The sequence below is a fragment of the Aquabacter spiritensis genome, from assembly GCF_004346185.1.
Classification (GTDB): domain Bacteria; phylum Pseudomonadota; class Alphaproteobacteria; order Rhizobiales; family Xanthobacteraceae; genus Aquabacter; species Aquabacter spiritensis.
Window position 1 is genome coordinate 51791 of sequence record NZ_SMAI01000005.1, and the last position, 24892, is coordinate 76682.

At 69.6% G+C, this 24892-nt stretch carries 26 protein-coding genes; 17 read left to right on the forward strand and 9 right to left on the reverse strand.

What is annotated here, in order from left to right:
* The first annotated feature begins 97 nt into the window (after positions 1-97).
* A complete protein-coding gene (atzF, locus tag EDC64_RS09745) occupies positions 98-1504 on the forward strand; it encodes an allophanate hydrolase (protein ID WP_165933707.1) in 1407 nt (468 codons plus the stop codon).
* On the opposite strand, the gene EDC64_RS09750 is transcribed toward atzF, so the two are convergent.
* Positions 1505-2281 (reverse strand): Crp/Fnr family transcriptional regulator, encoded by a 777-nt coding sequence (locus EDC64_RS09750; RefSeq protein WP_132031103.1) that lies wholly within the window; start codon positions 2279-2281, stop codon positions 1505-1507.
* Positions 2282-2472: 191 nt separating this feature from the next.
* On the opposite strand from EDC64_RS09750, the gene EDC64_RS09755 reads away from it, so the two are divergent.
* From EDC64_RS09755 to EDC64_RS09765, 3 genes are all read left to right on the forward strand, one after another.
* Positions 2473-3459: an NrtA/SsuA/CpmA family ABC transporter substrate-binding protein gene (locus EDC64_RS09755; RefSeq protein WP_132031104.1), complete on the forward strand. Its 987-nt coding sequence runs from the start codon at positions 2473-2475 to the stop codon at positions 3457-3459.
* A 4-nt stretch (positions 3460-3463) separates the two neighbouring features.
* Complete coding sequence (locus EDC64_RS09760) at positions 3464-4216, forward strand: ABC transporter permease (protein ID WP_245504634.1); 753 nt, start codon at positions 3464-3466, stop codon at positions 4214-4216.
* Positions 4217-4322: 106 nt separating this feature from the next.
* Entirely contained in the window at positions 4323-5108 is a 786-nt protein-coding gene (locus EDC64_RS09765; protein ID WP_132031106.1) for a hypothetical protein, read from the forward strand.
* Between the two features lie 23 nt (positions 5109-5131).
* Here EDC64_RS09765 and EDC64_RS09770 read toward each other — a convergent pair whose 3' ends face one another.
* Entirely contained in the window at positions 5132-6601 is a 1470-nt protein-coding gene (locus EDC64_RS09770) for an alpha/beta hydrolase (RefSeq protein ID WP_245504635.1), read from the reverse strand.
* Between the two features lie 124 nt (positions 6602-6725).
* Between EDC64_RS09770 and ubiG the strand changes: the two genes are divergently transcribed.
* Positions 6726-7466 carry a bifunctional 2-polyprenyl-6-hydroxyphenol methylase/3-demethylubiquinol 3-O-methyltransferase UbiG gene (gene ubiG, locus EDC64_RS09775; protein ID WP_132031108.1) on the forward strand — a complete coding sequence of 247 codons (741 nt, stop codon included), beginning with the start codon at positions 6726-6728 and terminating at the stop codon, positions 7464-7466.
* A 153-nt stretch (positions 7467-7619) separates the two neighbouring features.
* Here the strand turns inward: ubiG and EDC64_RS09780 are convergent, their stop codons facing one another.
* From EDC64_RS09780 to EDC64_RS09790, 3 genes are all read right to left on the reverse strand, one after another.
* Entirely contained in the window at positions 7620-7949 is a 330-nt protein-coding gene (locus tag EDC64_RS09780) for a hypothetical protein (RefSeq protein ID WP_132031109.1), read from the reverse strand.
* A 143-nt stretch (positions 7950-8092) separates the two neighbouring features.
* Entirely contained in the window at positions 8093-8566 is a 474-nt protein-coding gene (locus tag EDC64_RS09785; RefSeq protein ID WP_132031110.1) for a DUF2214 domain-containing protein, read from the reverse strand.
* 2 nt (positions 8567-8568) lie between these two features.
* A complete protein-coding gene (locus EDC64_RS09790) occupies positions 8569-8952 on the reverse strand; it encodes a DUF6152 family protein (RefSeq protein WP_132031331.1) in 384 nt (127 codons plus the stop codon).
* 245 nt (positions 8953-9197) lie between these two features.
* On the opposite strand from EDC64_RS09790, the gene EDC64_RS09795 reads away from it, so the two are divergent.
* Genes EDC64_RS09795 through EDC64_RS09805 form a run of 3 tightly spaced genes read left to right on the forward strand, consistent with a single transcriptional unit; the run spans position 9198 to position 10683 of the window.
* The gene (locus tag EDC64_RS09795) at positions 9198-9929 is read left to right on the forward strand and encodes a heme ABC transporter permease (protein ID WP_132031111.1); all 732 of its coding nucleotides are present in this window, start codon (positions 9198-9200) and stop codon (positions 9927-9929) included.
* Positions 9929-10090, forward strand: coding sequence for a heme exporter protein CcmD (ccmD, locus tag EDC64_RS09800; protein ID WP_132031112.1), 162 nt, complete (start codon positions 9929-9931; stop codon positions 10088-10090). The genes EDC64_RS09795 and ccmD overlap by 1 nt, the downstream gene beginning before the upstream one ends.
* Positions 10087-10683 carry a DsbE family thiol:disulfide interchange protein gene (locus tag EDC64_RS09805; RefSeq protein ID WP_132031113.1) on the forward strand — a complete coding sequence of 199 codons (597 nt, stop codon included), beginning with the start codon at positions 10087-10089 and terminating at the stop codon, positions 10681-10683. Before ccmD ends, EDC64_RS09805 begins: the two co-directional genes overlap by 4 nt.
* Here EDC64_RS09805 and EDC64_RS09810 read toward each other — a convergent pair.
* Together EDC64_RS09810 and mtgA are read right to left on the reverse strand one after the other, a co-directional pair.
* Complete coding sequence (locus EDC64_RS09810) at positions 10658-11272, reverse strand: septation protein A (protein ID WP_132031114.1); 615 nt, start codon at positions 11270-11272, stop codon at positions 10658-10660. The genes EDC64_RS09805 and EDC64_RS09810 overlap by 26 nt on opposite strands.
* 52 nt (positions 11273-11324) lie before the next feature.
* Positions 11325-12005, reverse strand: a complete 681-nt coding sequence (gene mtgA, locus EDC64_RS09815; RefSeq protein ID WP_132031115.1) for a monofunctional biosynthetic peptidoglycan transglycosylase — start codon at positions 12003-12005, stop codon at positions 11325-11327.
* Between the two features lie 131 nt (positions 12006-12136).
* Between mtgA and EDC64_RS09820 the strand changes: the two genes are divergently transcribed.
* On the forward strand, positions 12137-13066 hold the full coding sequence (locus EDC64_RS09820; RefSeq protein WP_245504636.1) for a polyprenyl synthetase family protein: 930 nt from the start codon (positions 12137-12139) through the stop codon (positions 13064-13066).
* Between the two features lie 180 nt (positions 13067-13246).
* Positions 13247-14599, forward strand: a complete 1353-nt coding sequence (locus tag EDC64_RS09825) for a flavin monoamine oxidase family protein (protein ID WP_245504637.1) — start codon at positions 13247-13249, stop codon at positions 14597-14599.
* Here the strand turns inward: EDC64_RS09825 and EDC64_RS09830 are convergent, their stop codons facing one another.
* A complete protein-coding gene (locus tag EDC64_RS09830; RefSeq protein WP_132031117.1) occupies positions 14600-15940 on the reverse strand; it encodes a dihydroorotase in 1341 nt (446 codons plus the stop codon).
* Between the two features lie 72 nt (positions 15941-16012).
* Here EDC64_RS09830 and ygfZ point away from each other — a divergent pair, with 72 nt between their 5' ends.
* The 7 genes from ygfZ (at position 16013) to rfaD (ending at position 23263) form a co-directional block, all read left to right on the forward strand.
* A complete protein-coding gene (ygfZ, locus tag EDC64_RS09835; protein ID WP_132031118.1) occupies positions 16013-16882 on the forward strand; it encodes a CAF17-like 4Fe-4S cluster assembly/insertion protein YgfZ in 870 nt (289 codons plus the stop codon).
* 35 nt (positions 16883-16917) lie between these two features.
* Entirely contained in the window at positions 16918-17505 is a 588-nt protein-coding gene (locus EDC64_RS09840; protein ID WP_132031119.1) for a DNA-3-methyladenine glycosylase I, read from the forward strand.
* 85 nt (positions 17506-17590) lie between these two features.
* Entirely contained in the window at positions 17591-18703 is a 1113-nt protein-coding gene (locus tag EDC64_RS09845) for a hypothetical protein (protein ID WP_132031120.1), read from the forward strand.
* Positions 18704-18928: 225 nt separating this feature from the next.
* Positions 18929-19756 (forward strand): FkbM family methyltransferase, encoded by an 828-nt coding sequence (locus EDC64_RS09850; RefSeq protein ID WP_165933708.1) that lies wholly within the window; start codon positions 18929-18931, stop codon positions 19754-19756.
* 56 nt (positions 19757-19812) lie between these two features.
* Positions 19813-21141 carry a glycosyltransferase family 4 protein gene (locus tag EDC64_RS09855; RefSeq protein ID WP_245504638.1) on the forward strand — a complete coding sequence of 443 codons (1329 nt, stop codon included), beginning with the start codon at positions 19813-19815 and terminating at the stop codon, positions 21139-21141.
* 184 nt (positions 21142-21325) lie between these two features.
* On the forward strand, positions 21326-22105 hold the full coding sequence (locus tag EDC64_RS09860) for an ABC transporter permease (RefSeq protein ID WP_165933709.1): 780 nt from the start codon (positions 21326-21328) through the stop codon (positions 22103-22105).
* Between the two features lie 162 nt (positions 22106-22267).
* Positions 22268-23263 (forward strand): ADP-glyceromanno-heptose 6-epimerase, encoded by a 996-nt coding sequence (gene rfaD, locus EDC64_RS09865; protein ID WP_132031123.1) that lies wholly within the window; start codon positions 22268-22270, stop codon positions 23261-23263.
* Between the two features lie 18 nt (positions 23264-23281).
* Here the strand turns inward: rfaD and EDC64_RS09870 are convergent, their stop codons facing one another.
* Positions 23282-24889, reverse strand: coding sequence for an isochorismatase family protein (locus EDC64_RS09870; RefSeq protein ID WP_132031124.1), 1608 nt, complete (start codon positions 24887-24889; stop codon positions 23282-23284).
* Between the last annotated feature and the right edge of the window lie 3 nt (positions 24890-24892).

Sequence of the window (24892 nt, forward strand, 5' to 3'; positions counted from 1 at the left end):
TCCGATGTCACGAAGCAAAAGCGGATATTAATTGCTTGTTTCAGGGCCGAAGATCCGCGCCGATCGCGTCCAGTGTCATCCCGCTTGGAGAAAGTCCGTGCACTTCGTTCCCGATTCGTTGGCGATCACCAGTCTTCGCGCCGCCTATCACGCCGGCACTGCGACGCCGGAGGCGGTGATCTCCGGGATCTACGATCGGATCGAGGCGGCCCCCCTCCAGCCGGCCTGGATCAGCGTCGTCCCGCGCGCCGCCGCGTGCGCCGCCGCCCGCGACCTCGCCGCGCGCCGCGCCGCCGGGGAGGACCTGCCGCTCTACGGCATTCCGTTCGCCGCCAAGGACAATATCGACGTCGCCGGCCTGCCGACCACGGCCGCATGCCCGGCCTTCTCCTATCTGCCCGAGACCTCCGCCCTCGCGGTCGAGCGCCTGCTCGCGGCCGGCGCGATCATGATCGGCAAGACCAATCTCGACCAGTTCGCCACCGGCCTCAGCGGCACCCGCTCGCCGTACGGCGCCTGCGCCAGCGTGTTCAATCCGGCCTATGCCTCCGGCGGATCGAGTTCGGGCTCCGCCGTGGTGGTGGCGCAGGGCCTCGTCAGCTTCGCGCTCGGCACCGATACCGGCGGCTCCGGCCGGGTCCCCGCCGGCTTCAACAATGTGGTGGGGCTGAAGCCGACCATCGGCCGGGTCTCGACGCGCGGCCTCGTGCCGAACTGCCGGACCCTCGATTGCGTGTCGGTGTTCGCGCTGACGGTCGAAGACGCCCGCCTCGCTCTGGCGGCGATGGAGGGCTTCGACCCGGCCAATCCGTTTTCCCGCCCGATCCCCGACACCGCGGGCGAACCGCCGGCCGGCGGCTGGCGGCTCGGCGTGCCGCGGGCGCAGGACCTCGCCGGCTTTCCCGGCCTCGCCGGCGCCGATCTGTTCGCCGCCGCGTGCCGGCGCGCCGAAGCGCTGGGCTGGCGCCTCACGGAGGTCGATCTCTCGCCCTTCCTCGCGGCCGGAAAACTGATGTTCGGCGGCGCCTGGGTCGCCGAGCGGCTCGCCGCCTTCGGCGACTTCATCGCCGCGCACCCCGACGATGTCCTGCCGGTCACGCGCGACATCGTGCTGGGCGCGCGGGGGATCAGCGCCGCCGACACCTTCAGCCAATTCTACGAACTCGCGGCGCTGAAGCGCGCGATCGCGCCGCTCTGGGACGACATCGACGCGCTCATGGTGCCGACCGCCGGGGCGCCGTGCCGGATCGACGCGCTGCAGGCCGATCCGCTGCCGCTCAACGCCCGGTTCGGCCATTTCTCCTATTTCGTGAACCTGCTCGATCTGTGCGCCATGGCGGTGCCAAACGGTTTCCTGGCGGAGAGCGGCGTGGCGATGGGCGTGACCTTCATCGCGCCCGCCTGGGAGGATGCCCGCTTGGCGCGGATCGGCGCCGCCCATCATGCCGCGCTCGGCCTTCCGCCCGGGCTTGCGGGCGCCGCGGCGTCGCCGGCGGCGGCCTGACTATTCGCCCCCCGCGCCCTCGCGCGGGGCGACGAGCGCCTCCGGCTTCAGGATGACCATCAGGCCGCGATGATGGGTCAGGATGCCGTCGGCCTGCATCCGGCCGAGCTGCACCGTGACCCATTGGCGCGTCGCGCCGATCAATGCGGCGAGGTCGGCATGGGTGAAGGCGGCGGCGACCAGGATGCCGCGCGCGTCCGGCACGCCGTAGACATTGGCGAGATGCTGGAGCAATTGGACGAGCCGCTGCGCCACCGAGCGGGTGCCCAGCATCTGCGCGAAGGCGGTGTAGCAACGCGCCTTGAAGACCAGCGCATCGATCAGGCCGAGGGCGAGGTCCGGCACGCGCCGCGCCAGCTCGCGCAGCCCCTCCCCCGGCAGAAAGATCAGCGTGCTGGGCCGCGCCGCCTCGGCCGACCACATGTGCAACCCGCCGCCGAACACTTCCGGTCCGCCGACGAAATGGCCGGGCGACCAATAAGCAAGGGTGATCTCGCGGCCCGAAGGCGCGGTGTAGAAGCTGCGGATCTGGCCGGTTTCGATCACCACGATGCCGTCATGGATCGCGCCCTGGCGGAACAGCAGGTCGCCGGCCTTCAGGCGCATCATCCGGCCGTGGGCGCGCACGACCGCCTGGTCGGCGGGCGTCAGGCGCTCCACCAGGCTCGCCTGGCGCGACAGCAGCGCCTCGCTCTCGGTGAGGAAGATCGGCGCCTCGAATCCCGTCGTGCCGCGGCGCGCGAACGGCTCGGCCGGACGCGGGACGACGGGCGCCATGTCTTCCTCATGCTGCATAGCGAAAGATTAAGCGCGATCCGGCGGATTGGGAACGGAATGTTTCCGGGCCGTTTCGCGCCGCCCTCCATCCGCAGCATCGTTCGCGGCAACTAATTGCTTTTTCGGCCCCTCCCCCTCTGCTGCACTGCAAAGACCACGGTCGTTCCCCGCCCATTGAAAGGACATGCGCGATGATCTTGTTTGGACTGTCGCGGCGACTTCTTCTCGCCGGCCTTCTGGCGCTCGGCGCCACGCCGCCGGCCCTGGCGGCGGAGACCGTGCGCCTCGCGCAGAACCTCTCGCCGATCTCCGGCGTCACCATCGTCGCCAAGGCCAAGGGCTTCTTCGCGAAGCAGGGGCTCGACGTCCAGGTCTCGAACTTCACCTCGGGCAAGCAATGCCTCGACACGGTGATCGGCGGCGGCGCCGATATCGCCACCACCGCCGAGGCCCCGACCACGGCCGCCGCCATGGCGCAGCAGCCGATCGCGTTCCTGGCGCGCACCGAATATTCCGATCTGAAGACCCTGGCCGCGACCGCCGCCAAGATCGCGACCCTTGCCGATCTCAAGGGCAAGCGCATCGCCTTCACCGCCGGCACCGGGGGCGAGGTCTATACCAATGCGCTGCTGAAGAAGGCCGGGCTCTCCAAGAGCGACGTCACCCTGGTCAATCTGCGGCCGCAGGACATGGCGGCGGCGATGGCGAGCGGCAGCATCGACGCCTACAACACCTGGGAGCCCCACATCATCAACGGCAAGCGGGCGCTCGGCGCCGACGTCAAGCAGCTCGACACGGCCGGCATCTATTCAGAGACCTTCAACATCGTCACGCTGCGCAGCTATCTCGCGGCGAAGCCGAAGGTAATCGCGGCCTTCCTCACCGCTCTGGTCGAAGCCGACGCCTGGATGAAGGCGAACCCGGCGGAGGCGATCACCCTCGTCGCCCAGGCGGTCAACATGCCCCGCGCCGAACTCGAGCCGATCTGGGGCGATTTCCATTACGACGTGGCGCTGGACCAGAAGACCCTCGACATTCTCGGCGCCCATGCCGCCTGGCGGCTCGAAAGCGGCAACCACCCGCCCGGCGCGACCCTGCCGGACTGGAAAAGCGTGATCGTCGCCGGCCCGCTCCGGGATGTCGCGCCAAAGCTGGTCACGCTCCCGGCGGGCTATTGATCCCGTGCGGCTCGTGACGCTCGAACGCTGGGTGGGCTATCTCTCCATCCCGCTCTTTCTCATCCTCTGGCAGATCGTCGCGACGGCCGGGATCGTCAATGCCCGACTGTTCCCGCCGCCGACCCGCGTCGCCCAGGACCTTTGGACCTCGGCGGTGTCCGGCCCGCTTCTGATCGATCTCGCCATGAGCACCAGCCGCGTCGTCGTCGGCTATGTCGCCGGCGCCGTGCTCGGCATCGCCACCGGGCTTCTGACCGGGCGCATCCGGCTGATCGACCGGCTGCTCGCGCCGGTGTTCCAGATGCTGCGGCCGATCCCGCCCATCGCCTTCGTGCCGATCGTCATCCTGTGGTTCGGCCTGTCCGAATTGGGCAAGTGGTTCCTGGTCTTCTGGGGCGTGTTCTTCACCGTCTGGGTCGCCGCCGATATCGGCGTGCGGCGCGCCGATCCGGGCTTGCTGCGCGCCGCCCGCTCGCTCGGCGCGCCCGAAACGCGGCTTCTGACGGCGGTGGTCCTGCCCTGCGCGCTGCCGACCATCGTGGTCGGCCTGCGCACCGCGATCGGCGTCTCCTTCTACACTTTGGTCGCGGCGGAGCTCGCGGGCACCTTTGCCGGCCTCGCCTATCGCATCGACATCGCCCACCAGAACATGCAGATCGGCCAGATGATGGGCGGGCTGATCATGCTCGGCCTGATCTCGGCAGTCGCCGACCGGGCCTTTGCGGGCCTCGCCAAGCGCGCCGTCTGGTGGGGCTGAGGCCGCGCGCCGGCGGAGCGGGACCGGCGCCTCTTGTGGCCGCGCCGGGCGCCCGGTAGAAAGCGCGAGCCTCTCCGCCCACCCGCCAACAATCCGGACCAGGCGTTTGCCACAGAATGACCGGGTCTCGACCGGCCCCGACGCGCCGGGGAACGGGCGAGGTCGCGACCTTTCGAGGGACGATCGTTCGCCATGGGACCGCAGGCGCGCGCTGCCTCTCGCCTGGGCCGAGCCGTCCTGGATCCTGGACGGGCTGCTCGGCTGCGGCGCGCAGCTCGGCGCCTTCGGCCTCTGCACCCTCCCCTTCGCCACGCTGCGCATCCGGGACCGGACCGTTCTGCTGGTGGCCGACAGCCACGGCGGAAAGTCGACCCTCGCTTTGCAGGGCCTGCTGCGCGGCCATGGGGTCCTCGACGACAACATGACCTGGTTCGACCGCCGCGACCGCGCGCTGTTCATCGGCCGCCCGATCATGCTGCGGCGCGACGGCTGGCGCCAGTTCCGCGCCGGCGCGCGCGACCCGAACCTCGGTCCGGATCTGGTCCCCGATCTGGACTTGCGCGTCTTCTCCTATTTCGACGGCGGCGTGCTTGTGCGGGCGCCGCGCGCCGCACCGCTTCTGAGCCCGCACCCGATCGACGTGATCGCCTTCCCCTGGCGCCATCCAATCGATGCCCGCGCGCAGCCGTTCGGCCGGACCGACGGCCGCACCCGCGCCGACGATCTCTATCGCGCCCGCATGCGCCGTCCGCCGGATGCGCGGCAGGCGGCCCTGCTCGACGCCATTTTCGCGCGCGCGGCGCAGGTCGTGGACCTCGTCTATGACGAAGCCGGCGCGGGCATGGCCGCCCTCGCCGCCGTGGTCGACGCCGAGACGGCCGGCCGGCCGTAGCGTGTCGTATCGGCTGCCGCGCCTCAGGGCCGCGGCGCGCCGCCGTCGATACCGGCCCGGATGCGCTCCAGCACATAGGGGAAGAACGGGTTCGACGACATGCGCACCAGCATGTCCACGTCGACGATCAGCGACGCGTATTCCCCCCGCGCGGCGATATCCCCCAGACGGATTCCGAACGCGTCGGCCGGGTCCGGCTCAAGCCCGTAAAGGCCGTCCGAGAGGGGAAACGGCAAGGCGACGTGGGACAGCGAATAGACCTCGTCGGGGAAGGTCAGGCCGAGCGGACGCCGCACGTCGTCGAGCGCGTTCGGCGCGGTGACGCGCACCTCGGTCGCGTCGGTCCCTGGGGCGGCATTGGTCACCACCGCGACCCGGAACGGCCGGGGCGGCGGCGGCAGGAGCCGCTCGATCGCGGTGTCCGCCTGCCGGGTCAGCAATTGCTCGAACGTGGTGTTGCGGTTGATGTCGAACAGAACGAGTTCGCTGCTCGCGTCCGGCAAATGCGCGTGCAGGCCCTCGATCACCGCGCGGGTGCTCACCGTATTGTCGAGCACCGACTGGAAGGTCAGGATCGGCGCCAGCCCCTCCAGCCGCCCGCCCCTCAGATGGCGGCGGATATTGTCCTGCAGCGCCTGGGTCAGGCGATAGGATTCGCGCGCGGCATTGACCGGGAAGGAATTGTATTTGAACGGGTTGAATTCCGGAATGAGGCTGAGCCACGCCGCCTTGGCAAAGGCCGGGATGAAGGCCGGCCACGCCGCGAGCCCGGCGAAGCGCGCGAATTCGGTCACCCCGACCATGGGCGAGAGCAGGACGATGCGGTCCGGCCGGCCCAGCGCGGGATCGTCGAGCGCGTCGAGCGCATGCATCAGGGCCAGCGCACCGCCATTGGAATAGCCGACGATGTGGAGCGGGCGATCCGGCCCGGCGCGGCGGCGGGCTTCGCGCATCGCGAGCCGCGTCGCCGCGCGCCAGTCCTCGTAATCGGCCGCGATCAGCGCGCCCGGGACCGTGCCGTGGCCGGGAAGCCGGATCGACAGCGCGACGAAGCCGTGCTCGGCATAGAGCCGCGCGACATGCCGCAGGCTGTAGGGCGAATCCGTCAGACCATGCAGCAGAACCACGGCGCCGGCCGGCGGGCCGGCCGGCGCCAGCACGAAGGAGCGGTTGAAATCCTGCGCGAACCGGCCGGGATAGATCGGGCTCGCCGCATAATACCGGTTGACCGGGACGTGCTGGCGCGGGGCGAGCTTGTCGGTCACGTCGCGCCGGACCTCGGCGAAGACGGCCGCCTCCGCCGCGAGATAGGCCGCCCAATCCGCGCGGTCGAGCGCCGCTTGGTCGAGTTCCTTCGGCACGAAGGTGTGCCAGAGTTCGAGCGGCGGGCCGCGCTGCGAATCCACCACCCGCACCACCATCACGGTGACGAGCACGACGACGAGCGCCGAAACGAGCCATTTCGCGAGTTTCAGAAGGCGTTTGAGGGCCACGGGCGGGGATCCGGGAAAGCAGGCTTTGCCGGCTCTACAACAAACCCGCGGGCCGGTCGACCGGCGTCCGCCTTGCCGCTGCCTTGCCGGGCGCGTAACCATTTCGCCAAAGGAGACCGCCGCGATGACCGTGAACGCCGCCGTCGACGACGCCGAAATCGCCCGCTTCGACGCGCTCGGCGAGGATTGGTGGGATCCCAAGGGCAAGATGGCGCCGCTGCACGCCATCAACCCGGTGCGGCTCGGCTTCGTGCGGGACGTGCTGGTCCGCCATTTCGGCCGCGACCCGCGCAGCCTGCGCCCGCTGAAGGGGCTGCGCCTGCTCGATATCGGCTGCGGCGGCGGGCTGATGAGCGAGCCGCTGGCGCGGATGGGCGGCGAGGTCACCGGCATCGACCCCGCGCCCGGCAATGTCGATGTCGCGCGCCGCCATGCCGCCGCGACGGGGCTCGCCGTCGATTATCGCGCGGTCACCGCCGGCGAGCTCGACGCCACCGGCGCGCGCTTCGACGTCGTCCTGGCGCTGGAAGTGGTGGAGCACGTGCCGGACGTCGCGGGCTTCGTGCGCGAAGCCGGCCGGCTGGTCGCGCCGGGCGGGGTGCTCGTCGTCTCGACCCTCAACCGCACCGCCAAGAGCTTCGCCCTCGTCATCGTGGGCGCGGAATATGTCCTGCGCTGGCTGCCGCGCGGCACCCACCGCTGGGACCGCTTCGTCACGCCCGACGAATTCGAGGCCGTCCTCGGCGCCGCCGGCTTTTCCCCGACCGAACGGATCGGCCTGGTCTTCGACCCGCTGGGCGGCGCCTGGAAGCTCTCGCCCGACCTCGACGTCAACTATTTCCTCGTCGCCACGCGGGCGGATTAGGACGGGGGAGCGGCCTATCGGGCGCGGAGCGCAGGGGCGATCCGCCAGACAGGAGCGCAGACCCGCCGGCCGCATCAAACGCGCACGGCCCGAATGGGCGAGGCCATGCGGGCCGGCGATCACCCGTTCGCCCCGGGGGGCGGCGGATTTCGGCTATTTGCGCGGCGAGGGATCGTGCGCGTCGCCGCCATGGGAATCGGCCGGGGACATGGTCGTGCCGGGCTGGGCGCTGCGCGCCGGCTTGGCGTTGGAACCGGCATCCTGGATCGCGTCCGCGGCGCTCTTCGCGCCTCCGGTGATGCCGCCGCCGACCGCGCCGATGGCGCCGCCGACCGCACCGCCCACCGGGCCGGCCGCATCGCTGCCGATGGCGGACCCCTTCGCCGCGCCCTGCTGGGCACCCCCGACCACGCCTTGCGCCGCAACCGGGCCGGCGGACACAGCGGCGACGCCGATCAAGGCGGCAAAAATCTGAGCCTTCATGCTGATTTCTCCCTTTGAGGAGAAGAACCGGGGCGCGGCGCAAAGGTTCCCCCGCGCGCCTTCGGCCCGCGCCAAGGTTTCGCCCGCGCGAACACCTTGAGGCGCGGCGCGGCGGGGCCGCACGATCCCGAAAAACCCTCCCCTCAGCCGAGAAAACCGATCCAGCGCCCGGCGAACACCGCGCCGGCCCAGAGGAGGAGCGAGACCAGGGCCGCCGCCTTCAGCCGCAGCGAGACCGCGCCGCGCGCCATGAGCCGCCGCCAGTCCGGCCCGAGGCGCAGCAGGAGCGCGTTCGCGATGCCGAGCCCGACGAGCGCCAGCTTGGCGAGGAAGGCCGGGTTCTGCGCATAGGCGACCGGCCGCACGGAGAACAGAGCGAAGCCCGTGAGCACGGCGAGCAGCAGCCCGGCCGCCGCCACCCGCACCAGCGGCGGGGCGAGCACCGCCGGGCTCGCCGCCGGAAACAGGCCGAGCAGGCGCAGGTCCAAAGTCGCGATGGCGCCGACCAGCAGCGCCAGAGCGAAGATGTGGGCGGCGTTCACCGCCGCATAGAGCGCCACCTCCTCCCGCAGCAGCACCGCCCCGGGCCAGTCCGACAGCGCCTCCAGCCCGGCCATGGTCACTTCTTCTGGATGCGCTCGGGATAGATGTCATAGACCTTGGCGCCGACCGTGAGGCGCACCGCCTTCAGGCGCTTCTCGGCCGCATCCTGCGACCGGTTGCCCAAAGCGGTGACCGTGTCGCCGACCTTGGCCGAGCCCTCGACGAAGCCGGCCCGGCGGGTCTGGCTGGGATTGCCGAGTTCCACCGTCCAGACGCCGTCGGCGGTTTCCAGCTTCAGCGTGGGATGGGGCGGGCCGATATAGAGGTCGGCGATGCGGCCCGTCAGCTCGATCTGGTCGGCCGCCGCCCAGGACCAGCCGTGATGCGCCGCCGCGCCGCCCGCCAGGCCGGTCACCCCCAGAAGCGCCGCGCCGAACGCGGCGGGCGCCGCGCGTGACATACGTGTCGTCATGGTCGATCTCCTCGCTGACCGCACGCCGGCGGCGCCGATCATCGCGCGTTCAACGCCGGAGCGCGCGGCGGGGATCACGGAACACGCAGGTTTGACCGCGGCCCGCGCCGGCCGCCGCGTGCGGCGCGATGCCGCCAATGCGCGCGGCCGGCCGGCCCGGTAAGTTGGCCGCCGTTTCGACCGGCGCGAAAACTTCTGTTTTCACCCGGCGCCCCGCCCTCTAGAAGGCCGTCATGGCGCTCATCGACCTCGCCAATCCGACCCGTTTCCTCGCCTGGTCCGGGCGCGTCCTGCCCTGGCTCGCCGGGACGGCGGCGCTCGGCCTCGCGGCGGGCCTCGCCCTCGCCTTCCTCGCCCCCGCCGACTACCAGCAGGGCGACACGGTCAAGATCATGTACATCCACGTGCCCTTCGCCTGGCTCGGCATGTTCGGCTATGCGATGATGGCGGCCTCCGCCCTCGGCATCCTGGTCTGGCGCCATCCTCTGGCGGACGTCGCGCACAAGGCGGCCGCGCCCATCGGTGCCACCTTCACCTTTCTCTGCCTCGTCACCGGCGCGCTCTGGGGCCGGCCGATGTGGGGCACCTATTGGGTGTGGGACGCGCGGCTGACCTCGGTCCTGGTCCTGCTCCTGCTCTATCTCGGCCTGATCGCGCTGCGCGCGGCGGTCGACGATCCCGGCCGCGCGGGGCGGGCGGCGGCGGTGCTGACCCTGGTCGGCGTGGTCAATCTGCCGATCGTGAAATTCTCGGTCGACTGGTGGAACACCCTGCACCAGCCGGCCTCGGTGTTCCGCATGGACGGGCCGACCATCGCGCCGTCTCTGCTCTGGCCGCTCCTGGTCTGCGCCTTCGGCTTCACCGCTCTGTTCCTGGCCCTGCACATGCTCGCCATGCGCACCGAGATCCTGCGCCGCCGGGTCGAGGTGCTCGAGGCGCGCGCCGCGGCGGAGGCGACCGCGTGATGGCGCACGCGCTCTTCATCGCCGCCGCCTACGGCATCGCCGCGCTCGGCCTGATCGTGCTGACGCTCTATCTGATCGCCGACAATCGCGCCCAGCGGCGGGCGCTGGCGGAGCTGGAGGCGCGCGGCGTGCGCCGGCGCTCGGAAGGCCGGGGCGCATGAGCGGTCCCTCCGCAGACCGGCCGTCGCGCCACCGGCTTCTCCTGCTCGTCCCGGTGATGGTGTTCGCCGCTCTGGCCAGCCTGTTTTTGGTGCGCCTGTTCGCCGGCGACCCCTCGCGCATTCCGTCCGCTCTGATCGGACGACCCGCGCCGCAGCTCGATCTGCCGCCGCTGGCGGGCCTGGCTGTGGACGGGCGCCCGGTGCCGGGCCTGTCGCCGGGCGCCTTCGCCGGCCGCGTCACCCTGGTCAATGTGTGGGCGTCGTGGTGCGCGCCATGCCGCGAGGAGCACCCGCTCCTGATGGCACTCGCACGCGATCCCCGGCTCGCGGTGGTCGGCATCAATTACAAGGATTCGCCGGACAATGCCCGGCGCTTTCTCGGCCAATACGGCCTGCCCTTCGCGGCGGTCGGGGTCGATCCAACCGGCCGCGCGGCCATCGATTGGGGCGTCTATGGCGTGCCCGAGAGCTTTCTGGTCGCCCCGGACGGCACGATCGCCCGCAAATTCGTCGGCCCGCTGACGCCCGAGAGCGTGAAGGACGTCCTGCTCCCGCTGGTGGCCACGCTCAGCGCGGCGCCTCCGGCGCGGTAGCTCCCGCCGCGGGTTCGGGGTCCTTCAATTCGTAGCGCGCCATCAGGGGCGCCTGCGCGAAGGCGAACAGGAAGGTCAGCGGCAGATAGCCGAAGGTCTTGAAGCTGACCCAGGTGTCGGTCGAGAAATTGCGCCACACGATCTCGTTCAGCACCGCCATCACCAGGAAGAACACCCCCCAGCGCAGGGTGAGGATCCGCCAGCCCTGCGCCGTCAGCCGCATCATGCCGTCGAACACGTAGGGCAGGAGCGGCTTGCGCAAAGCGAGGCCGCCGAGTAGCGCCACGCCGAACAGCGCGTTCACGAGGGTCGGCTTGAGCTTGATGAAATGGTCGTCCTGGAGCACCAAAGTCAGGGTGCCGAACACCATCACCACGAGAGCGGAAATCAGCGGCATGACGGCGATGCGCCGCGCCAGCACCCACATCGCGCCGAGCGCCACCACGGTCGCCACCATGAACAGCCCGGTGGCGAAATAGATGCCGCCATAGGAGTTTCCGGCGAAGAACAGGACCAAGGGGCCGAGTTCGAGGGCGATCTTGAGGCCCGGGCTCATCGTGCGCGCGCGGGCGGGAACATCATGCGTCATGGAACAACCTCTGCCCTCTTCTGCCGGTCCGGCGCGGCGCGATCAAGACCAATCAGCGCCCGAGGCGGAGACAGGCGACGATGTCCGGCCCCTCCGAAACGGTGCGCGCCTCCAGCCGGTTGGCGAGCCGCCGGAGCCCCGGACCGGGCCGGCCGGCATCGCGCCGATGCGGGTTCGGCAGCATCACCGCGAGCAGCGCCGCCTGGTCGGCATCGATCTGTCCGGGATCGATGCGGAACGCCCGGCGCGCCCCCGCCGCGATGCCGAACGTGCCGTCCGGCCCCCATTCCGCGATGTTGAGATAGATCTCCATCAGCCGCCTCTTGCTCAAGACGAGGTCGAGCCAGAGCGCGAGCGGCAGCTCCAGCCCCTTGCGGATGAAGGAGCGCGAATTCCACAGGAACAGATTCTTGGCGGTCTGCATCGGGATCGTCGAGGCGCCCCGCGCCTCCTCGATCTCGTCGTCGGCGCGGGCGATGGCCGCCTGGATCTCCTGCAGGTCGACGCCCCAATGGGAGCAGAAGCGGGCATCCTCGGAGGCGATCACCGTCCGCACGAGCACCGGGGACACGTCCTCGATCGGCACCCAGACCCGCTCCACCCGCTCGCCCGTCACCCAGCGCCACAGCATCAGCGTCGAGATCGGATTGACGACGAGATAAGCGATGGTGAGCGCGAACGGCAGCAGCGCCACCAGAACCACTCCTGCCGCAACGATCCTGAGGCGCCGCATTCCGCGTCCTTCCCGTTTGCCTGATAACGGCCCAGCCGAAGCTCCGGTTCCATGGCCGCACGCACTGCCCTTGACCCGCGCGGGCGCTTGGGGCACGCCCAAGGTCGGGCTCAACTCTTCGTGACGACGCCGTGACCGAACCCACTTTCTCCGCACAGATCGGCGCCGCCGCAACCTTGACGGAGGCCCGTCTCGCGCGCGCCCTCGCCGCCGCCCCGCTGGCGGGCGAGCGGCTGCGCCCTGAGCGGCTGCTCGACGCCATGCGCCATGGCAGCCTGGCCGGCGGCAAGCGCCTGCGCCCGTTTCTGGTGATCGAGACCGCCGGCCTGTTCGCGGTCGCACCGGACGCCGCCGCGACCGCCGCGGCAGCGATCGAATGCGTGCATTGCTATTCGCTGATCCACGACGATCTTCCCGCGATCGACAACGACCTCCTGCGGCGCGGCCGGCCGACCGTGCATGCCGCCTTCGACGAAGCCACCGCGATTCTTGCGGGGAACGCGCTTCTCACCCTCGCCTTCGATCTTCTGGCCAGCCCCGAAGCGCATCCCGATGCCGAGGTGCGGATCGCGCTCGTTCGGACACTGGCGCGGGCCGCGGGGGTCGGCGGCATGGTCGGCGGGCAGATGCTGGACCTCGCGGCGGAGGGGCGGTTCGCCGCCGGGGCGCCGCTCGCCCTCGCGCTGTCGGAAATCCGCGACCTCCAGGCGATGAAGACCGGCGCGCTGCTCGCGGCCGGGGTCGAGATGGGCGCGCTGCTCGGACGCGCCGAGCCGGAGGCGCACGACGCCCTCGCCGCCTATGGACGGGCGATCGGTGCGGCGTTCCAGATCGCCGACGATATCCTCGATCTCGAAGGCAGCGCCGAGGCGATGGGCAAGGCGGTGGGCAAGGATGCCGGCGCCGGCAAGGCCACGATCGTCGCGGCCCTGGGGCGCCAGGCGGCCGGCGAACTCCTCGCCGCCTTGGTCGACGCGGCAGAGACGGCGCTGGCGCCGTTCGGCCCGCGTGCCGCCGTGCTGGCCGAGGCGGCGCGGTTCGTCGCCGCGCGGCGGAACTGACCGCCGCTTCGCCCCGCCGGCACCGGCGTGCTAGGCTTTGCAGGTTGGAGCGGACCGGATTTCGCCCCAGCGCATTCGCCCTCCCGTCGAGGGGAGAGGACGCGCCGGCGCGATCTGGATCGCCGCGCCGCCGCTTCTCTCGGGACTGAACGCCTTGCCTGGTGCGCCGTGACCGATCGCATGCTTCGCCTCCCGCTGGACCGCCGCACCTTCCTCGCCGCCGCGGCGCTCGCTCCGCTCGGCGCCGGGCGGGCGCTCGGCCAGGTGCCCGCCTCCGGACAGGTCGATGTCGTGATCGTCGGCGCGGGCGCCGCCGGCATCGCCGCGGCGCGGCGGGTCGCAGCGGCGGGCCGGACCTATGCGCTGCTCGAAGCGTCGAGGCAGGTCGGCGGCCGTGCCGTCACCGACACGGCGCTGTTCGGCCGCCCGTTCGATCTCGGCGCCTTCCGCCTTTATAACCCGCTGACCAATCCCCTCGTCGAACTCGGCAGCGCCGCGGGCGCGGATCTGGCGCCCGCGCCGGATTCGGCGCGGCTGTATGTCAATGGCCGCGAGGCCCGCGAAGGCGATTACGAGGATTTCGTCGCCAGCGTCCGGCGCGGCGAGCGCGCCATCGTCGCGGCGGGCGATGCCGGACGCGACCTTCCGGCGGGGCGCGTTCTGCCCGATCTCGGCCCCTGGGCCGCCACCGCCGGCTTCGTCCTCGGCCCCTATCATTGCGCCAAGGAACTCGACCAGGTGTCGAGCGTCGACGTCTCCCGGGCCGAAGCCCGCGACGGCAGCGCGGTCGCCCGCGACGGGGTCGGGGCGCTGGTGGCGCGGCTCGCGGCGCCGCTCGCGGTGCGATACGAGACCGTGGCGAACGCGGTGGATCTCGGCGCCCGCCTCGCCCAGGTCGCCACCAACCGGGGCACGGTATCCGGACGGGTGGTGATCCTCGCCGTGCCGCCCTCGCTGATCGCGGCGGGCAAGCCGCGGGTCACACTGCCCGCGCGTGCCCGCGCCGCGGTGGAACGCATCACGCTCGGCGCCTTCGACCACATCGCCTTCACGCTGCCGGGCAATCCCCTGCGCCTGCCGGACGACGAACTCGTCTACGTGAAGGCGCAGGAGGCCCGCGGCTTCGCTCTGGTGGCGCGGCTCGGCGGCTCCGACATCCACATGCTGGAAATCGGGGGCGCCTTGGCCCAGCAGCTCGCGGCCGGCCCGCCGCAGACCGGCGCCGCCTTCCTCACCGAGGCGCTCACCCGCGAATTCGGCGCCAGCCTCGCCGCCAAGGTCGGCAAGGTGCATCAGACCCGCTGGACCAAGGCACCGTTCGCGCTCGGCGCCTTCTCCTGCGCGCTGCCCGGCGCCGGCAATCTGCGACGCGCCTTCACGGAAGTCGTCTCCGGCCGCCTCCTGTTCGCGGGCGAGCACGCCCACGAGACCCAATGGGGCACGCTCAACGGCGCCTGGGCCTCCGGCGAGCGCGCCGGCGCACAGGCGCTCCGCCTGCTCGGGGTCGGCAATGCGGCGCGCCTGTCCCCCTGATCAGCCGGCGGGCTGCAGCGTCTCCAGGAAGCGCACCGCTTCGCCGGCGGACGGACCGGTCAGTTCGCCCTCCCACATCACCTTGTGGCCGCGCACGAAGGTCCCGACCGGCCAGCCCGTGACCTCGGTCCCGTCATACGGCGTCCATTTCGACCGCGAGGCGATCCAGTCATGGGTGATGGTCGCGCGCCGCTTGAGGTCGACCACGGTGAAGTCCGCGTCGTAGCCGACCGCGATCCGTCCCTTGCAGGCGATGTTGAACAGGCGGGCCGGGCCGGCGCTGGACAGGTCGACGAAGCGCTGGAGCGACAGGCGGCCGTGCGCGACATGGTCGAGCATCAACGGCACCAAAGTCTGCACCCCGGTCATGCCGGACGGGCTCTCGGGATAGGGCTTGGCCTTTTCCTCCAGCGTATGCGGGGCATGGTCAGAGCCGAGCACGTCGACCACGCCCTGCGCGATCCCGTCCCACAGCGCCGCCTTGTGCCGGGCGTCGCGCACCGGCGGGTTCATCTGGGCGCAGGTGCCGAGCCGGTCGTAGCAATCGGGCGCGGTCAGCGTCAGATGATGCGGCGTCACCTCGAGCGAGGCCACGTCGCGATGCCCGGCGAGATAGGCGATCTCCTCGGCGGTCGTCACGTGCAGGACATGGACCCGGGCGCCCAGTTCGCGGGCGAGGGTGACGAGACGCCGCGTCGCGATGAGCGCGGCCTGTTCGTCGCGCCAGACCGGGTGCGAGGCGGCATCGCCGGGAACGCGGAGGCCCTTGCGCTCGGTGAGGCGCGGCTCGTCCTCGCAATGGAACGCCGCGCGACGGCGGATCACTTTCAGGATCGCGCGCACGCCGGGATCGTCGGCGACCAGGAGCGAGCCGGTCGAGGAGCCGATGAACACCTTGATTCCCGCAGCGCCCGGCAGGCGCTCCAGTTCGGCGAGGTCGGCGACATTCTCGTGGGTCCCGCCGACATAAAAGGCGAAGTCGCAATGCATCCGCCGCGTGCCGCGCGCCACCTTGTCGGCCAGCGCCTCGGCATTGGTGGTCTGGGGATTGGTGTTCGGCATCTCGAACACCGCCGTCACGCCGCCCATCACCGCGGCGCGCGAGCCGGTCTCGAGGTCTTCCTTATGCTCCAGGCCCGGCTCGCGGAAATGCACCTGGGTGTCGATGACGCCCGGCAGAACGTGCAGCCCGGTGCAGTCGACGGTCTGCCCCGCTTGGGCCGCCGACAGGCTGCCGATGGCGCGGATCTGGCCGCCCGCGACGCCGACGTCGCGCACCGCCGCGCCGTCCGGAGTGACGACGGTGCCGCCTTTCAAGAGAAGGTCGAAGGTATCCGTCATATCCGAAGGCTCACTTGAGAGGGACCTTCCGGGGCTTTAAGTCTCTGTCTGGCTTCTGACAAGGACCGGACCATGCCCATCGCCGTTCTCGCCGACCGCGCCGTGCTCCGGATCTCCGGGCCCGAGGCGCGGCATTTCCTCCACAATGTGGTGACCTGCGACGTCGCGGCCCTGCCCGAGGGCGGCGCCCGCTTCGGCGCGCTGCTGACGCCGCAGGGCAAGATCATCGGCGATTTCCTGCTCTATGGCGCCGGCGCCGATCTGTTTTTGATCGACGCGCCGCGCGCCCTCGCCGCCGACCTCCTCAAGCGGCTCACGCTCTACCGCCTGCGCTCCAAGGTCGATCTGGCGCCCGCCGACGAGCTTGCGGTCGCCGCAATCTGGGGCGACACGCCGCCGCCGGACGGCGCGCCGGCCTTCGCCGATCCGCGGCTCCCCGCTCTGGGCGCCCGGCTCGTCCTGCCGCGCGCGGAAGCGGCGGCGCTGGACGGCGACGCCGACGCCTACGAGGCGCACCGGATCGCGCTCGGCATCCCCAAGGGCGGCGCCGACTTCACTTATGGCGACGCCTTCCCCCACGAGACCGACATGGACCAGCTGGGGGGCGTCGATTTCCGCAAAGGGTGCTATGTCGGCCAGGAAGTGGTGAGCCGCATGCAGCACCGCGGCACCGCCCGGACCCGCGCCGTGATGGCGCTGTTCGACGCGGCGCCCGAGGGCGGCGCCGAGATCCTCGCCGGGGAAAAATCGGTCGGGCGGATCGGCTCCTCGGCCGGGGGCACGGGGATCGCGCTCGTCCGGCTCGACCGTGCCGCCGATGCGGCGGCGGCCGGCGTGCCGCTCGTCGCGGCGGGGATCGAGGTCACGCTGAAGAAGCCGGACTGGGCGAGCTTCGACCTCGTCCCGGCGGAAAAGAAGGGGCCGGGACCGCATTCGGTCTGACCGCCCCGAGACAGAGAAAGAAAAGAGACGCCGCGATGCGCCCCGCTTTGCTCCACCCCGACGGCCTGCACCGCTGCCCCTGGTGCGGCACCGACCCGCTCTATGTCGCCTATCACGACGAGGAATGGGGGGTGCCGGAGCGCGAGTCGCGGGCGCTGTTCGAAAAGCTGCTGCTCGACGGCTTCCAGGCCGGCCTCGCCTGGATCACCATCCTGCGCAAGCGCGACAATTTCCGCCGCGCCTTCGACGGGTTCGAACCCGAGCGGATCGCCCGCTACGGCCCCGACAAGGTCGCCGCCTTGATGGCGGACGCCGGCATCGTGCGCAACCGCGCCAAGATCGAGGGCACGGTGCTGTCCGCCCGGGCCTATCTCGACCTGCGGGAGAAGGGCGTCGACTTCTCGCATTTCATGTGGGAGAGCGTGGACGGAACGCCGCTGGTGCGCCGGCCCGCGGCCCTCTCGGACATCCCCGCGGAAACGCCGGCCTCGAAGGCCCTCTCGAAACGCCTGAAGGCCGCGGGCTTCAAATTCTGCGGGCCGACCATCGTCTATGCCGCGATGCAGGCCTGCGGCCTCGTCAACGACCATCTCGCCGACTGCCACCGGGCGCCGCCGGCATGATGCGGCCCGGCCCCCGGCCGCCCTGCGCTGGACGCGGGGCGGAATCTGTGCCGATGCTCGCCGCACTTCTCGGGGAGAAGTGGGAATGCTGATTTGCGTGCTGGGATCCCAATCGCCGTTCGCGGTGTTGGGCGTGCATATCGTGAGGACCATCGCGGCCTTCGTCCTCAACGATTTCCACTATGTCCACGCGACCACGATGGCGCAGCTCAACGAGGCCTGGCAGAGCCGCAACGATCGGCCCGTCGTGTTGTATTCCGACTATCTCGAGCCGCGGCTGGTGGACATCCTGGTCAAGTCCGGGGCGCCGATGGTCTGGTTCCTCGACGATCTTCAGGATTGCGCGCTCTATTGCGCCAAGGCCCGCGACGTCGAACTGCGCCTCGGCGTGGTGTTCACCATCCAGAGCCTGTGCAGCTTCGCGCGCTTCATTCCCCAGCCCTTCATCACGCGGCTGTGGCGCCCCGGCCCGCGGGCGACGCTCGGCCCCCTGGTGCGCAAGATCGCCGAAGGCTACCAGCTCGACGCGACCGACGATCTGGTGGCGCGGGTCTGCCAGCACCTCACCGGCGGCGCGGAAGAGGCGGAGGCGGCTTTGGTCGAGGACCAGATCCGCAAGATCGTCGCGACCGCTCTGCCGATCGGCGCCCATGCGAGCCTGCCGCGCAGTGAGCAGATGATGTTGAAGGACGTGCTGGGGGGTTATTCCGCCCTGTTCGGCGATCATCCGACGAAATTTCGCTGGCCGGTGTCCTTCTTCATCAGCGGATCGCCGCCCCACGCGCCCGTTCTCGGCCCCATCGACATGACCGGCCCGGCGCGCTGTCTGCTGTTCGGGCCGCAGCTCAGCCTGCCGGAAGGTCGCTGGGTCGCCCATGCGGCGTTCGCCGTGAGCGAGAATTATTCCGGCAACATATTGAAAGTCGACGTGGTTTCAGCTGGCAAGGTGGCGGCCGAAGCGGTCGGCGACCTGCCCGCGGACGGGCGCTTCGCGGTGTCCATCCCGTTCGAGAACGTCTCGAACATGTTCCCCGTCGATCTGCGAATCATGATGATGTCCGGCGCCATCGAAGGCACGTTCGAACTGCTCCACGCTTGGCTTGAACCCTTGGCGCTCGCCGATCCGGCCCATGCCGAACCGCCCCAGCCGGTACGATCGCGCCGCCCCCGCCGGCGCGCGGACGGGCGGCGCTTTTGACAAAAACCATCCATCCGTATCATCTGCCGGTGCTGCGGGCAGCGACCGGAATGCCTCCGGTGCGGCCCGCCGGTCCGCTTTCACGTGCCGGCCCCGGCCGGCATCAGCAGTTTCGGGCGCCCGACGCCCCCCGGCGAAACGGACCGTCCGATGAGATCCAACCTGTGGTCAAGCATGCTCCATAAAGCGCTCCTGGCCGATAGCGGCCGTGTCCTGGATGTTCGGGTGTCGCAAGATATCGACGTCTATGCCTGGCAGAACGCCATTCGTCGGCGGGCCAAGGCGGTCCATCTCGGCGGAACCACCATGCTCGCGCGGTCCCTCGGCCGCTATCTGATGTTTCTCGACGCCGAGGATGTCGGCTTCGCCCCGCACATCCTGATGGACGGTTTCTGGGAAAGCTGGATCACCCGCTTCATGGTCTCGCGGATCCAGCCCGGCATGGTGGTGGCGGATATCGGTGCCAATTTCGGCTATTACACGCTTCTCATGGCCGACCTCGCCGGCCCGGGCGGCAAGGTCCTGGCGTTCGAGCCCAACACAAAGGTGGTCGCCGCCCTCGCAAAGTCGGTGGCGGTGAACGGCTATTCGGCCACGGTGCAGATCGAGCAGGTTGCGGTCTCCGACCGGAGCGGAGAGACCTGCCTGTTCGTCGTCCCGCCGGGCGAACCCAAGAACGGCTATCTCGTCCCCGCGACCGCACGCACCCGCCACCCGGACGCCACCGAAGTTCCGGTCCGCAAGCTCGACGATTATATGGCGGCGCACCCGCGCCTCGACTTCATCAAGATCGATGCGGAAGGCGCCGAGGAGCGCATCTTCGCCGGCATGACCGCCTTGCTGGAACGCGACAGGCCCGAAATCCTGCTCGAATTCAACGCCCAGCGCAGCGCCGATGCCGCGCTCTTCCTCGACCTCCTCGCGGGCTATTATGGCCGGGAATTCCAGACCATCGACCATCTCGGCAACCTCAAGCCCGTCACGCGCGAACAATTGCTGACCGAACAATACGGGGTGGATTGGATGCTGTTCCTGAACCCGAAGGGCGCCTGAGGCGATCGCGCTTTGTCTCGCCGCCGCCCGCCTTTGTCGCCGATCTGAGAGGATTCATGGCCGCCCGACGCATCCTGCTCGAAACCGACAACCTGACTTTGCCGACCGGGACCGGCATCGCGACCTATGCCCTCAACCTCGCGACCACGCTGAAGACCCTGGGATATGTGCCGGACGCGCTGATCGGCGTGCGTCAGTCGCTCTCCTCCAAGGACCCGGTGCTCAACCGGATGAGCTTCTATGATCCCCGCGCCGGCGAAAAGCCGCCGCTGGCGACCAAGATCAAGACCTATTTCCGCTACCGCTTCGGCGAGCCCTTCGGCGTCGGGGCCGTGCCCTTGATGCGGGCGCCCGCGGTCATCGATCCCAATGCCAGCCGCTTCGAGCCGTTCGACCGGATCCACACCGTATCCCGCCTCTCCGACCGTGCCCGCGGCCATTTCAAGATTCACGGCCGCACGCTGCTGGTGAAGCCGGACACGGCGCCGGACGTGTTTCACGCGACCCAGGCGATGCCGGTCCACATTGCCGGCGTGCCGAACCTCTACACGATCCACGATTTGATCCCGATGCGGCTGCCCTACACGACGCTCGACAACAAGAAATACATGCTCAAGCTGCACCGGCACCTGGCGGCCAAGGCGGACCACATCGTCACGGTCTCCGAGAATTCCAAACGGGACATCGTCGAATTCCTCGACATTCCCGAGGATCGCGTCACCAACACCTACCAGGCCGTCTCGCTGCCCGACCATCTGGTCCAGCGGCCGATCGACGAAGTCGCGGACGATCTCGAAAGCCTCTACGGCCTCGCGCCCCAGGGCTATTATCTGTTCGTCGGCGCGATCGAGCCGAAGAAGAATGTCGGCCGGCTGGTCGACGCCTTCGCCGCGTCCGGGACGCGCCGCCCGCTGGTGATCGCCGGCAATGCCGCCTGGATGGCGGAGGACGACATCCGCAAGATCGACGACGAGCGCTTCCTGCAGCACGTCATGCACGAACGCCGCATCACGCCGACACGGCGGGTCCGCCGCCTGTCCTACGTGCCGTTCGAACATCTCATTTCCTTGATCCGCGGTGCGCGCGGGCTGATCTTTCCATCGCTCTACGAGGGCTTCGGCCTTCCCGTTCTGGAGGCGATGCTGCTCGGCACGCCGGTCATCACCTCGAACGTCTCCTCTTTGCCGGAAGTCGCCGGCGACGCCGCCCTGCTGGTCTCCCCCCACGACACGATGGAATTGTCCAAGGCGATCCGCCGGCTCGACAAGGACGACGACCTGGCGGCGGACCTCGCGGAACGCGGCCGCAAGCAGGCGGCTTTGTTCGGCCCGGACGCCTATCGCAGGCGCGTTCAGGCGCTGTATGACCGCGTCCTGCGGGGCTGAGCGGAGTCGGCTGGGCGCAGCCCGCCACGCTTGAGCCCGATTCGCCGCGCAGGGTCATACCGCCGACAGCGAAATCGCATTTCAAGGGCGAACCGAATAAAGACAGGTCCACCGACCGCATGAGGCAGTTTTGGCGAGGGCGGCCGATAAGGGAGCGAACATGCGGTCTCGGGACGCTTTTCTGATGCTGCGCACAGGCTTCGCACGCCAGCGCAATATCTTCAGGGCCCTCCTGATCCGCGACCTGATGACCCGCTTTCGACGCGAAGGTCTCGGCTTTGCCTGGCTCGTGCTCGAGCCCGCACTCTTGATTGTCATCGTCATCGGAATCTGGAGCGTGCAGTACGGGAGCACGTCCCACGGGGTGGGGATCGTGCCCATGGTGCTGACTGGCTACGGCTTTCTCACCGTCTGGCGTCACATTCTCGGTCGATCCAATTTCGCGCTGCGCGGCAGCATCGACCTCAAATATCATCGCGAGGTCCAGTATGGCGACATCATTCTGAGCCGGTACCTGCTCGAAATCGGTGGCACATTCCTAGCTTTTTGGACCGTCTATCTCGCCTGCATGCTGCTCGGCATGACGGAACCAATTCAGGACCTCTTCACCTTTTGCCTGGCCTGGGTCCTGATGGCGGCATTCAGCATCGGCTTCGGTCTGAACATCGTTGCCATTACCGAGTTGTGGGAGACGAGCGAGCGTTTCATTCCGCCGCTCATGTATGCCACGCTGCCATTCACCGGCGTCTTCTTTTTGGTGGAATGGCTGCCCCAGAGGGCGCAGGACGTCGTGGTCTGGTCGCCTTTGGTCAATGCCGTGGAGCTTTTGCGCGCGGGATATTGGGGCCAGTCCTTCGTATCCCATGCCGATATCGGCTATCTCACCCGCGCATCGATCATCACCCTCGCTATCGGCTTGGGACTGATGGAAGTGGCCAAGCGGCGGATCAAGTCGCCGAGCTGACGCGGCAAACTGGAAGCGCCGGGCGCCCATCCGGCAAGATGCACCAGCGCCGAAACCATCTCGCAAAGTCGGGCGATCCTCGTTAGGAAAGCGCCGGATCCGGCCCGCACGGTCCGGACCGATCGAACCACCCGGAGCGCCCGAAGGCCGGCGGGAGACGACATGACGAACGTTGGACAGCTCTCGGGCGACGATCTCCTCGTCGTCACCGGAGGCGCGGGCTTCATCGGCAGCAATGTGGCGCGCCATTTTGCGCAGGCCGGCGCGCGGGTCGTGGTGAGCGACCGCTTCGGCACCTCGACGAAATGGAAGAACCTCGTCGGTGTCGAGCTGCACGACCTCCTCGCGCCGGATGCGCTCGGGCCGTTCCTGGCGCGCAACGCCGACCGCATCCCGCTGGTCATCCATATGGGGGCGATTTCCTCCACCACGGAGGCCGACGTCGACCGCATCGTGCGCGACAATGTCCGCGCCACGCTCGATCTCTTCGACTTCTGCCAGGCCAACGGAACGCGGCTGATCTATGCCTCGTCGGCCGCCACCTATGGCGGCGGCGAGCAGGGCTTCTCCGACCGGAGCGAGGCCTGGTATCTCAGGCGCCTCGCCCCGCTCAATGCCTATGGCTGGAGCAAGCAACTGATCGACATGCGGATCTGCAAGCAGATGGCGCAGGCCGCCGGGCCGCAATGCGCCGGGCTGAAATTCTTCAACGTCTATGGCCCGGGCGAGAACCATAAGGGCGAGATGCGCTCGGTGGTCACCAAGATCACCCCGCTCATCCGCGCCGGCGAGACGGTCGAATTGTTCAAGTCGTACAAGGAGGCCTATCCCGATGGCGGCCAGAAGCGCGACTTCGTCCATGTCGGCGATTGCGTCCGGGTGATCGACTGGCTGGCGTCCCATCCCGACGTGTCGGGTCTGTTCAATGTCGGCACGGGCACCGCCCGCAGCTTCGCCGAGCTGGCGGCCGCCACCTTCGCAGCCCTCGGGCAGGCGCCGCGCATCCGCTATGTCGACATGCCGGAAATCCTGCGCGGGCGGTATCAATATTACACGCAGGCCGATCTCTCGCGCCTGCGGGAGGCGGGGTATGACGGCGCCATGACCTCCATCGAAGACGGCATCGCCGCTTATATGCGGGTCTGGCGCCCGGACTGAGGGCGCCGATCCGTCCCGTCAGCCGCCGATCGCCGCGATCACGGCTTCGACGTCGGTCACCACCGCGACGTTCTGCAAGGCGTAATTGACCGACGCTGCGTGCCATTCCGCATTCATGGTGGAGCAGGCATCCTCCGGCACCACCATGAAATAGCCCTTGTCCGCGCCGGTGCGAGCGGTGTGCTCGATCGACATGTTGGTCCAGGCCCCGGTGACGATGACGACGTTGCGGCCGAGGGCCTTCAGCACGGTCTCGAGCCGGGTTCCCTCCCAGGCGCTCATGCGCTGCTTTTCGACGATGTGGTCGCCCGGCTGGGCCTCCAGACCCGGCACCGGCGCCGCGCCCCAGCCGCCCCGCACCAGGGCATTGGCATCCGCCAGCCCCTCGAAAAGCGGGGCGTTCATGGTCACGCCCGGCGCGCCCGCCTCGACGACGAACCAGACATGGATCACCGGAATGCCCCGCGCGCGGGCGGTCGCCGCGAGGCGCGCGGCATGGGCGACGGCGTTCTGCTGCCGGCAATGGGCGGGCGCGCCGGAGGCGGCGAAGGCGCCGCCCTCCATCACCACGTCGTTCTGCATGTCCTGGACGATCACGGCGCAGCGCGCGGGATCGAGCCGGTAGCCAGGGGCCGCCTTCTTCACCGGGCCGGCGGGCACGGCGGCCGTCGTGGCGGCCGTCGTGGCGGCCGTCATGGAGGCACCCGGCGCGGGGGGCGCCGTCATGTAGGGCTCGCGCCGCGGGCCGACCTTGGTCTCGACGGCATAAAGCGAGTGCGTCGCCGTGAGGAAGAGCGTGCGCCAGTCCGCCCCGCCCCAGGCGAGATTGCCGACGAGCTCCGGCACCCGCACCTTGCCGATCAGCACACCGTCCGCCGCATAGACCCACACCCCGCCCGGCCCGCACACCCAGACATTGCCCGCGGCGTCGCATTTCATGCCGTCCGGCACGCCGGGCGTGCGGGGGCAGACGATGTCGCCGGCGAAGAGGCGGCCATTGCCGAGCCGGCCATCCGCCTGGACGTCGAACACCCGGATCAGGTGCTGCACCGTGTCGTTGATGTAGAGCCGGTCCTCGGCAGGCGAAAAACACAGGCCGTTGGGCTGCTCGAACAGATAGCGGTCGACCAGAAGCTCGGGTTCGCCACCGCCGGGGGGGATCCGGTAGACGCCCTGGAAGCCGAGCTGGCGGGGCCGTTCGACGCCATAGACCGGCATGCGCCCGTACCAGGGATCGGAGAAATAGATCGCCCCGTCCGATTTCACGCAGACGTCGTTCGGGCTGTTCAGCTCCATGCGCTCGAAATGCGACGCGATCGTCTCGCGCCGCCCGTCCGCCCGCTCGCGCACCAGGCTGGAGGTGGCATGCTCGCAGACGATCAAATCGAGCTGCGCGTCATAGGTCATGCCGTTGCATTTGTTGGACGGGCGCATGACCTCGCGCACGCCGCCGGCATCCCAGCGCCGCCGCACGTCGCCCGGCATGTCGGAGAACAGCAGATACTGGTCGCGCGGATGCCAGACCGGCCCTTCCGTGAAGGTGAAGCCGGAGCCGAGCTGGCGCACCGGCGCCCAGAGGTCGATCAGAGCGGCGAAGCTCGGGCGAACCGCGACATGGGTGGTCATGGC

Coding starts and splice junctions, on each gene's coding strand:
- EDC64_RS09750 (WP_132031103.1), bottom strand. CDS start 2,281: ATGGCGCCCGTCGTCCCGCGTCCGGCCGAGCCGTTCGCGCGCCGCGGC.
- EDC64_RS09755 (WP_132031104.1), top strand. CDS start 2,473: ATGATCTTGTTTGGACTGTCGCGGCGACTTCTTCTCGCCGGCCTTCTG.
- ubiG (WP_132031108.1), top strand. CDS start 6,726: ATGACCGTGAACGCCGCCGTCGACGACGCCGAAATCGCCCGCTTCGAC.
- EDC64_RS09780 (WP_132031109.1), bottom strand. CDS start 7,949: ATGAAGGCTCAGATTTTTGCCGCCTTGATCGGCGTCGCCGCTGTGTCC.
- EDC64_RS09785 (WP_132031110.1), bottom strand. CDS start 8,566: ATGGCCGGGCTGGAGGCGCTGTCGGACTGGCCCGGGGCGGTGCTGCTG.
- EDC64_RS09790 (WP_132031331.1), bottom strand. CDS start 8,952: ATGTCACGCGCGGCGCCCGCCGCGTTCGGCGCGGCGCTTCTGGGGGTG.
- EDC64_RS09795 (WP_132031111.1), top strand. CDS start 9,198: ATGGCGCTCATCGACCTCGCCAATCCGACCCGTTTCCTCGCCTGGTCC.
- ccmD (WP_132031112.1), top strand. CDS start 9,929: ATGGCGCACGCGCTCTTCATCGCCGCCGCCTACGGCATCGCCGCGCTC.
- EDC64_RS09805 (WP_132031113.1), top strand. CDS start 10,087: ATGAGCGGTCCCTCCGCAGACCGGCCGTCGCGCCACCGGCTTCTCCTG.
- EDC64_RS09810 (WP_132031114.1), bottom strand. CDS start 11,272: ATGACGCATGATGTTCCCGCCCGCGCGCGCACGATGAGCCCGGGCCTC.
- mtgA (WP_132031115.1), bottom strand. CDS start 12,005: ATGCGGCGCCTCAGGATCGTTGCGGCAGGAGTGGTTCTGGTGGCGCTG.
- EDC64_RS09825 (WP_245504637.1), top strand. CDS start 13,247: ATGCTTCGCCTCCCGCTGGACCGCCGCACCTTCCTCGCCGCCGCGGCG.
- EDC64_RS09830 (WP_132031117.1), bottom strand. CDS start 15,940: ATGACGGATACCTTCGACCTTCTCTTGAAAGGCGGCACCGTCGTCACT.
- ygfZ (WP_132031118.1), top strand. CDS start 16,013: ATGCCCATCGCCGTTCTCGCCGACCGCGCCGTGCTCCGGATCTCCGGG.
- EDC64_RS09840 (WP_132031119.1), top strand. CDS start 16,918: ATGCGCCCCGCTTTGCTCCACCCCGACGGCCTGCACCGCTGCCCCTGG.
- EDC64_RS09845 (WP_132031120.1), top strand. CDS start 17,591: ATGCTGATTTGCGTGCTGGGATCCCAATCGCCGTTCGCGGTGTTGGGC.
- EDC64_RS09855 (WP_245504638.1), top strand. CDS start 19,813: ATGGCCGCCCGACGCATCCTGCTCGAAACCGACAACCTGACTTTGCCG.
- EDC64_RS09860 (WP_165933709.1), top strand. CDS start 21,326: ATGCTGCGCACAGGCTTCGCACGCCAGCGCAATATCTTCAGGGCCCTC.
- rfaD (WP_132031123.1), top strand. CDS start 22,268: ATGACGAACGTTGGACAGCTCTCGGGCGACGATCTCCTCGTCGTCACC.
- EDC64_RS09870 (WP_132031124.1), bottom strand. CDS start 24,889: ATGACCACCCATGTCGCGGTTCGCCCGAGCTTCGCCGCTCTGATCGAC.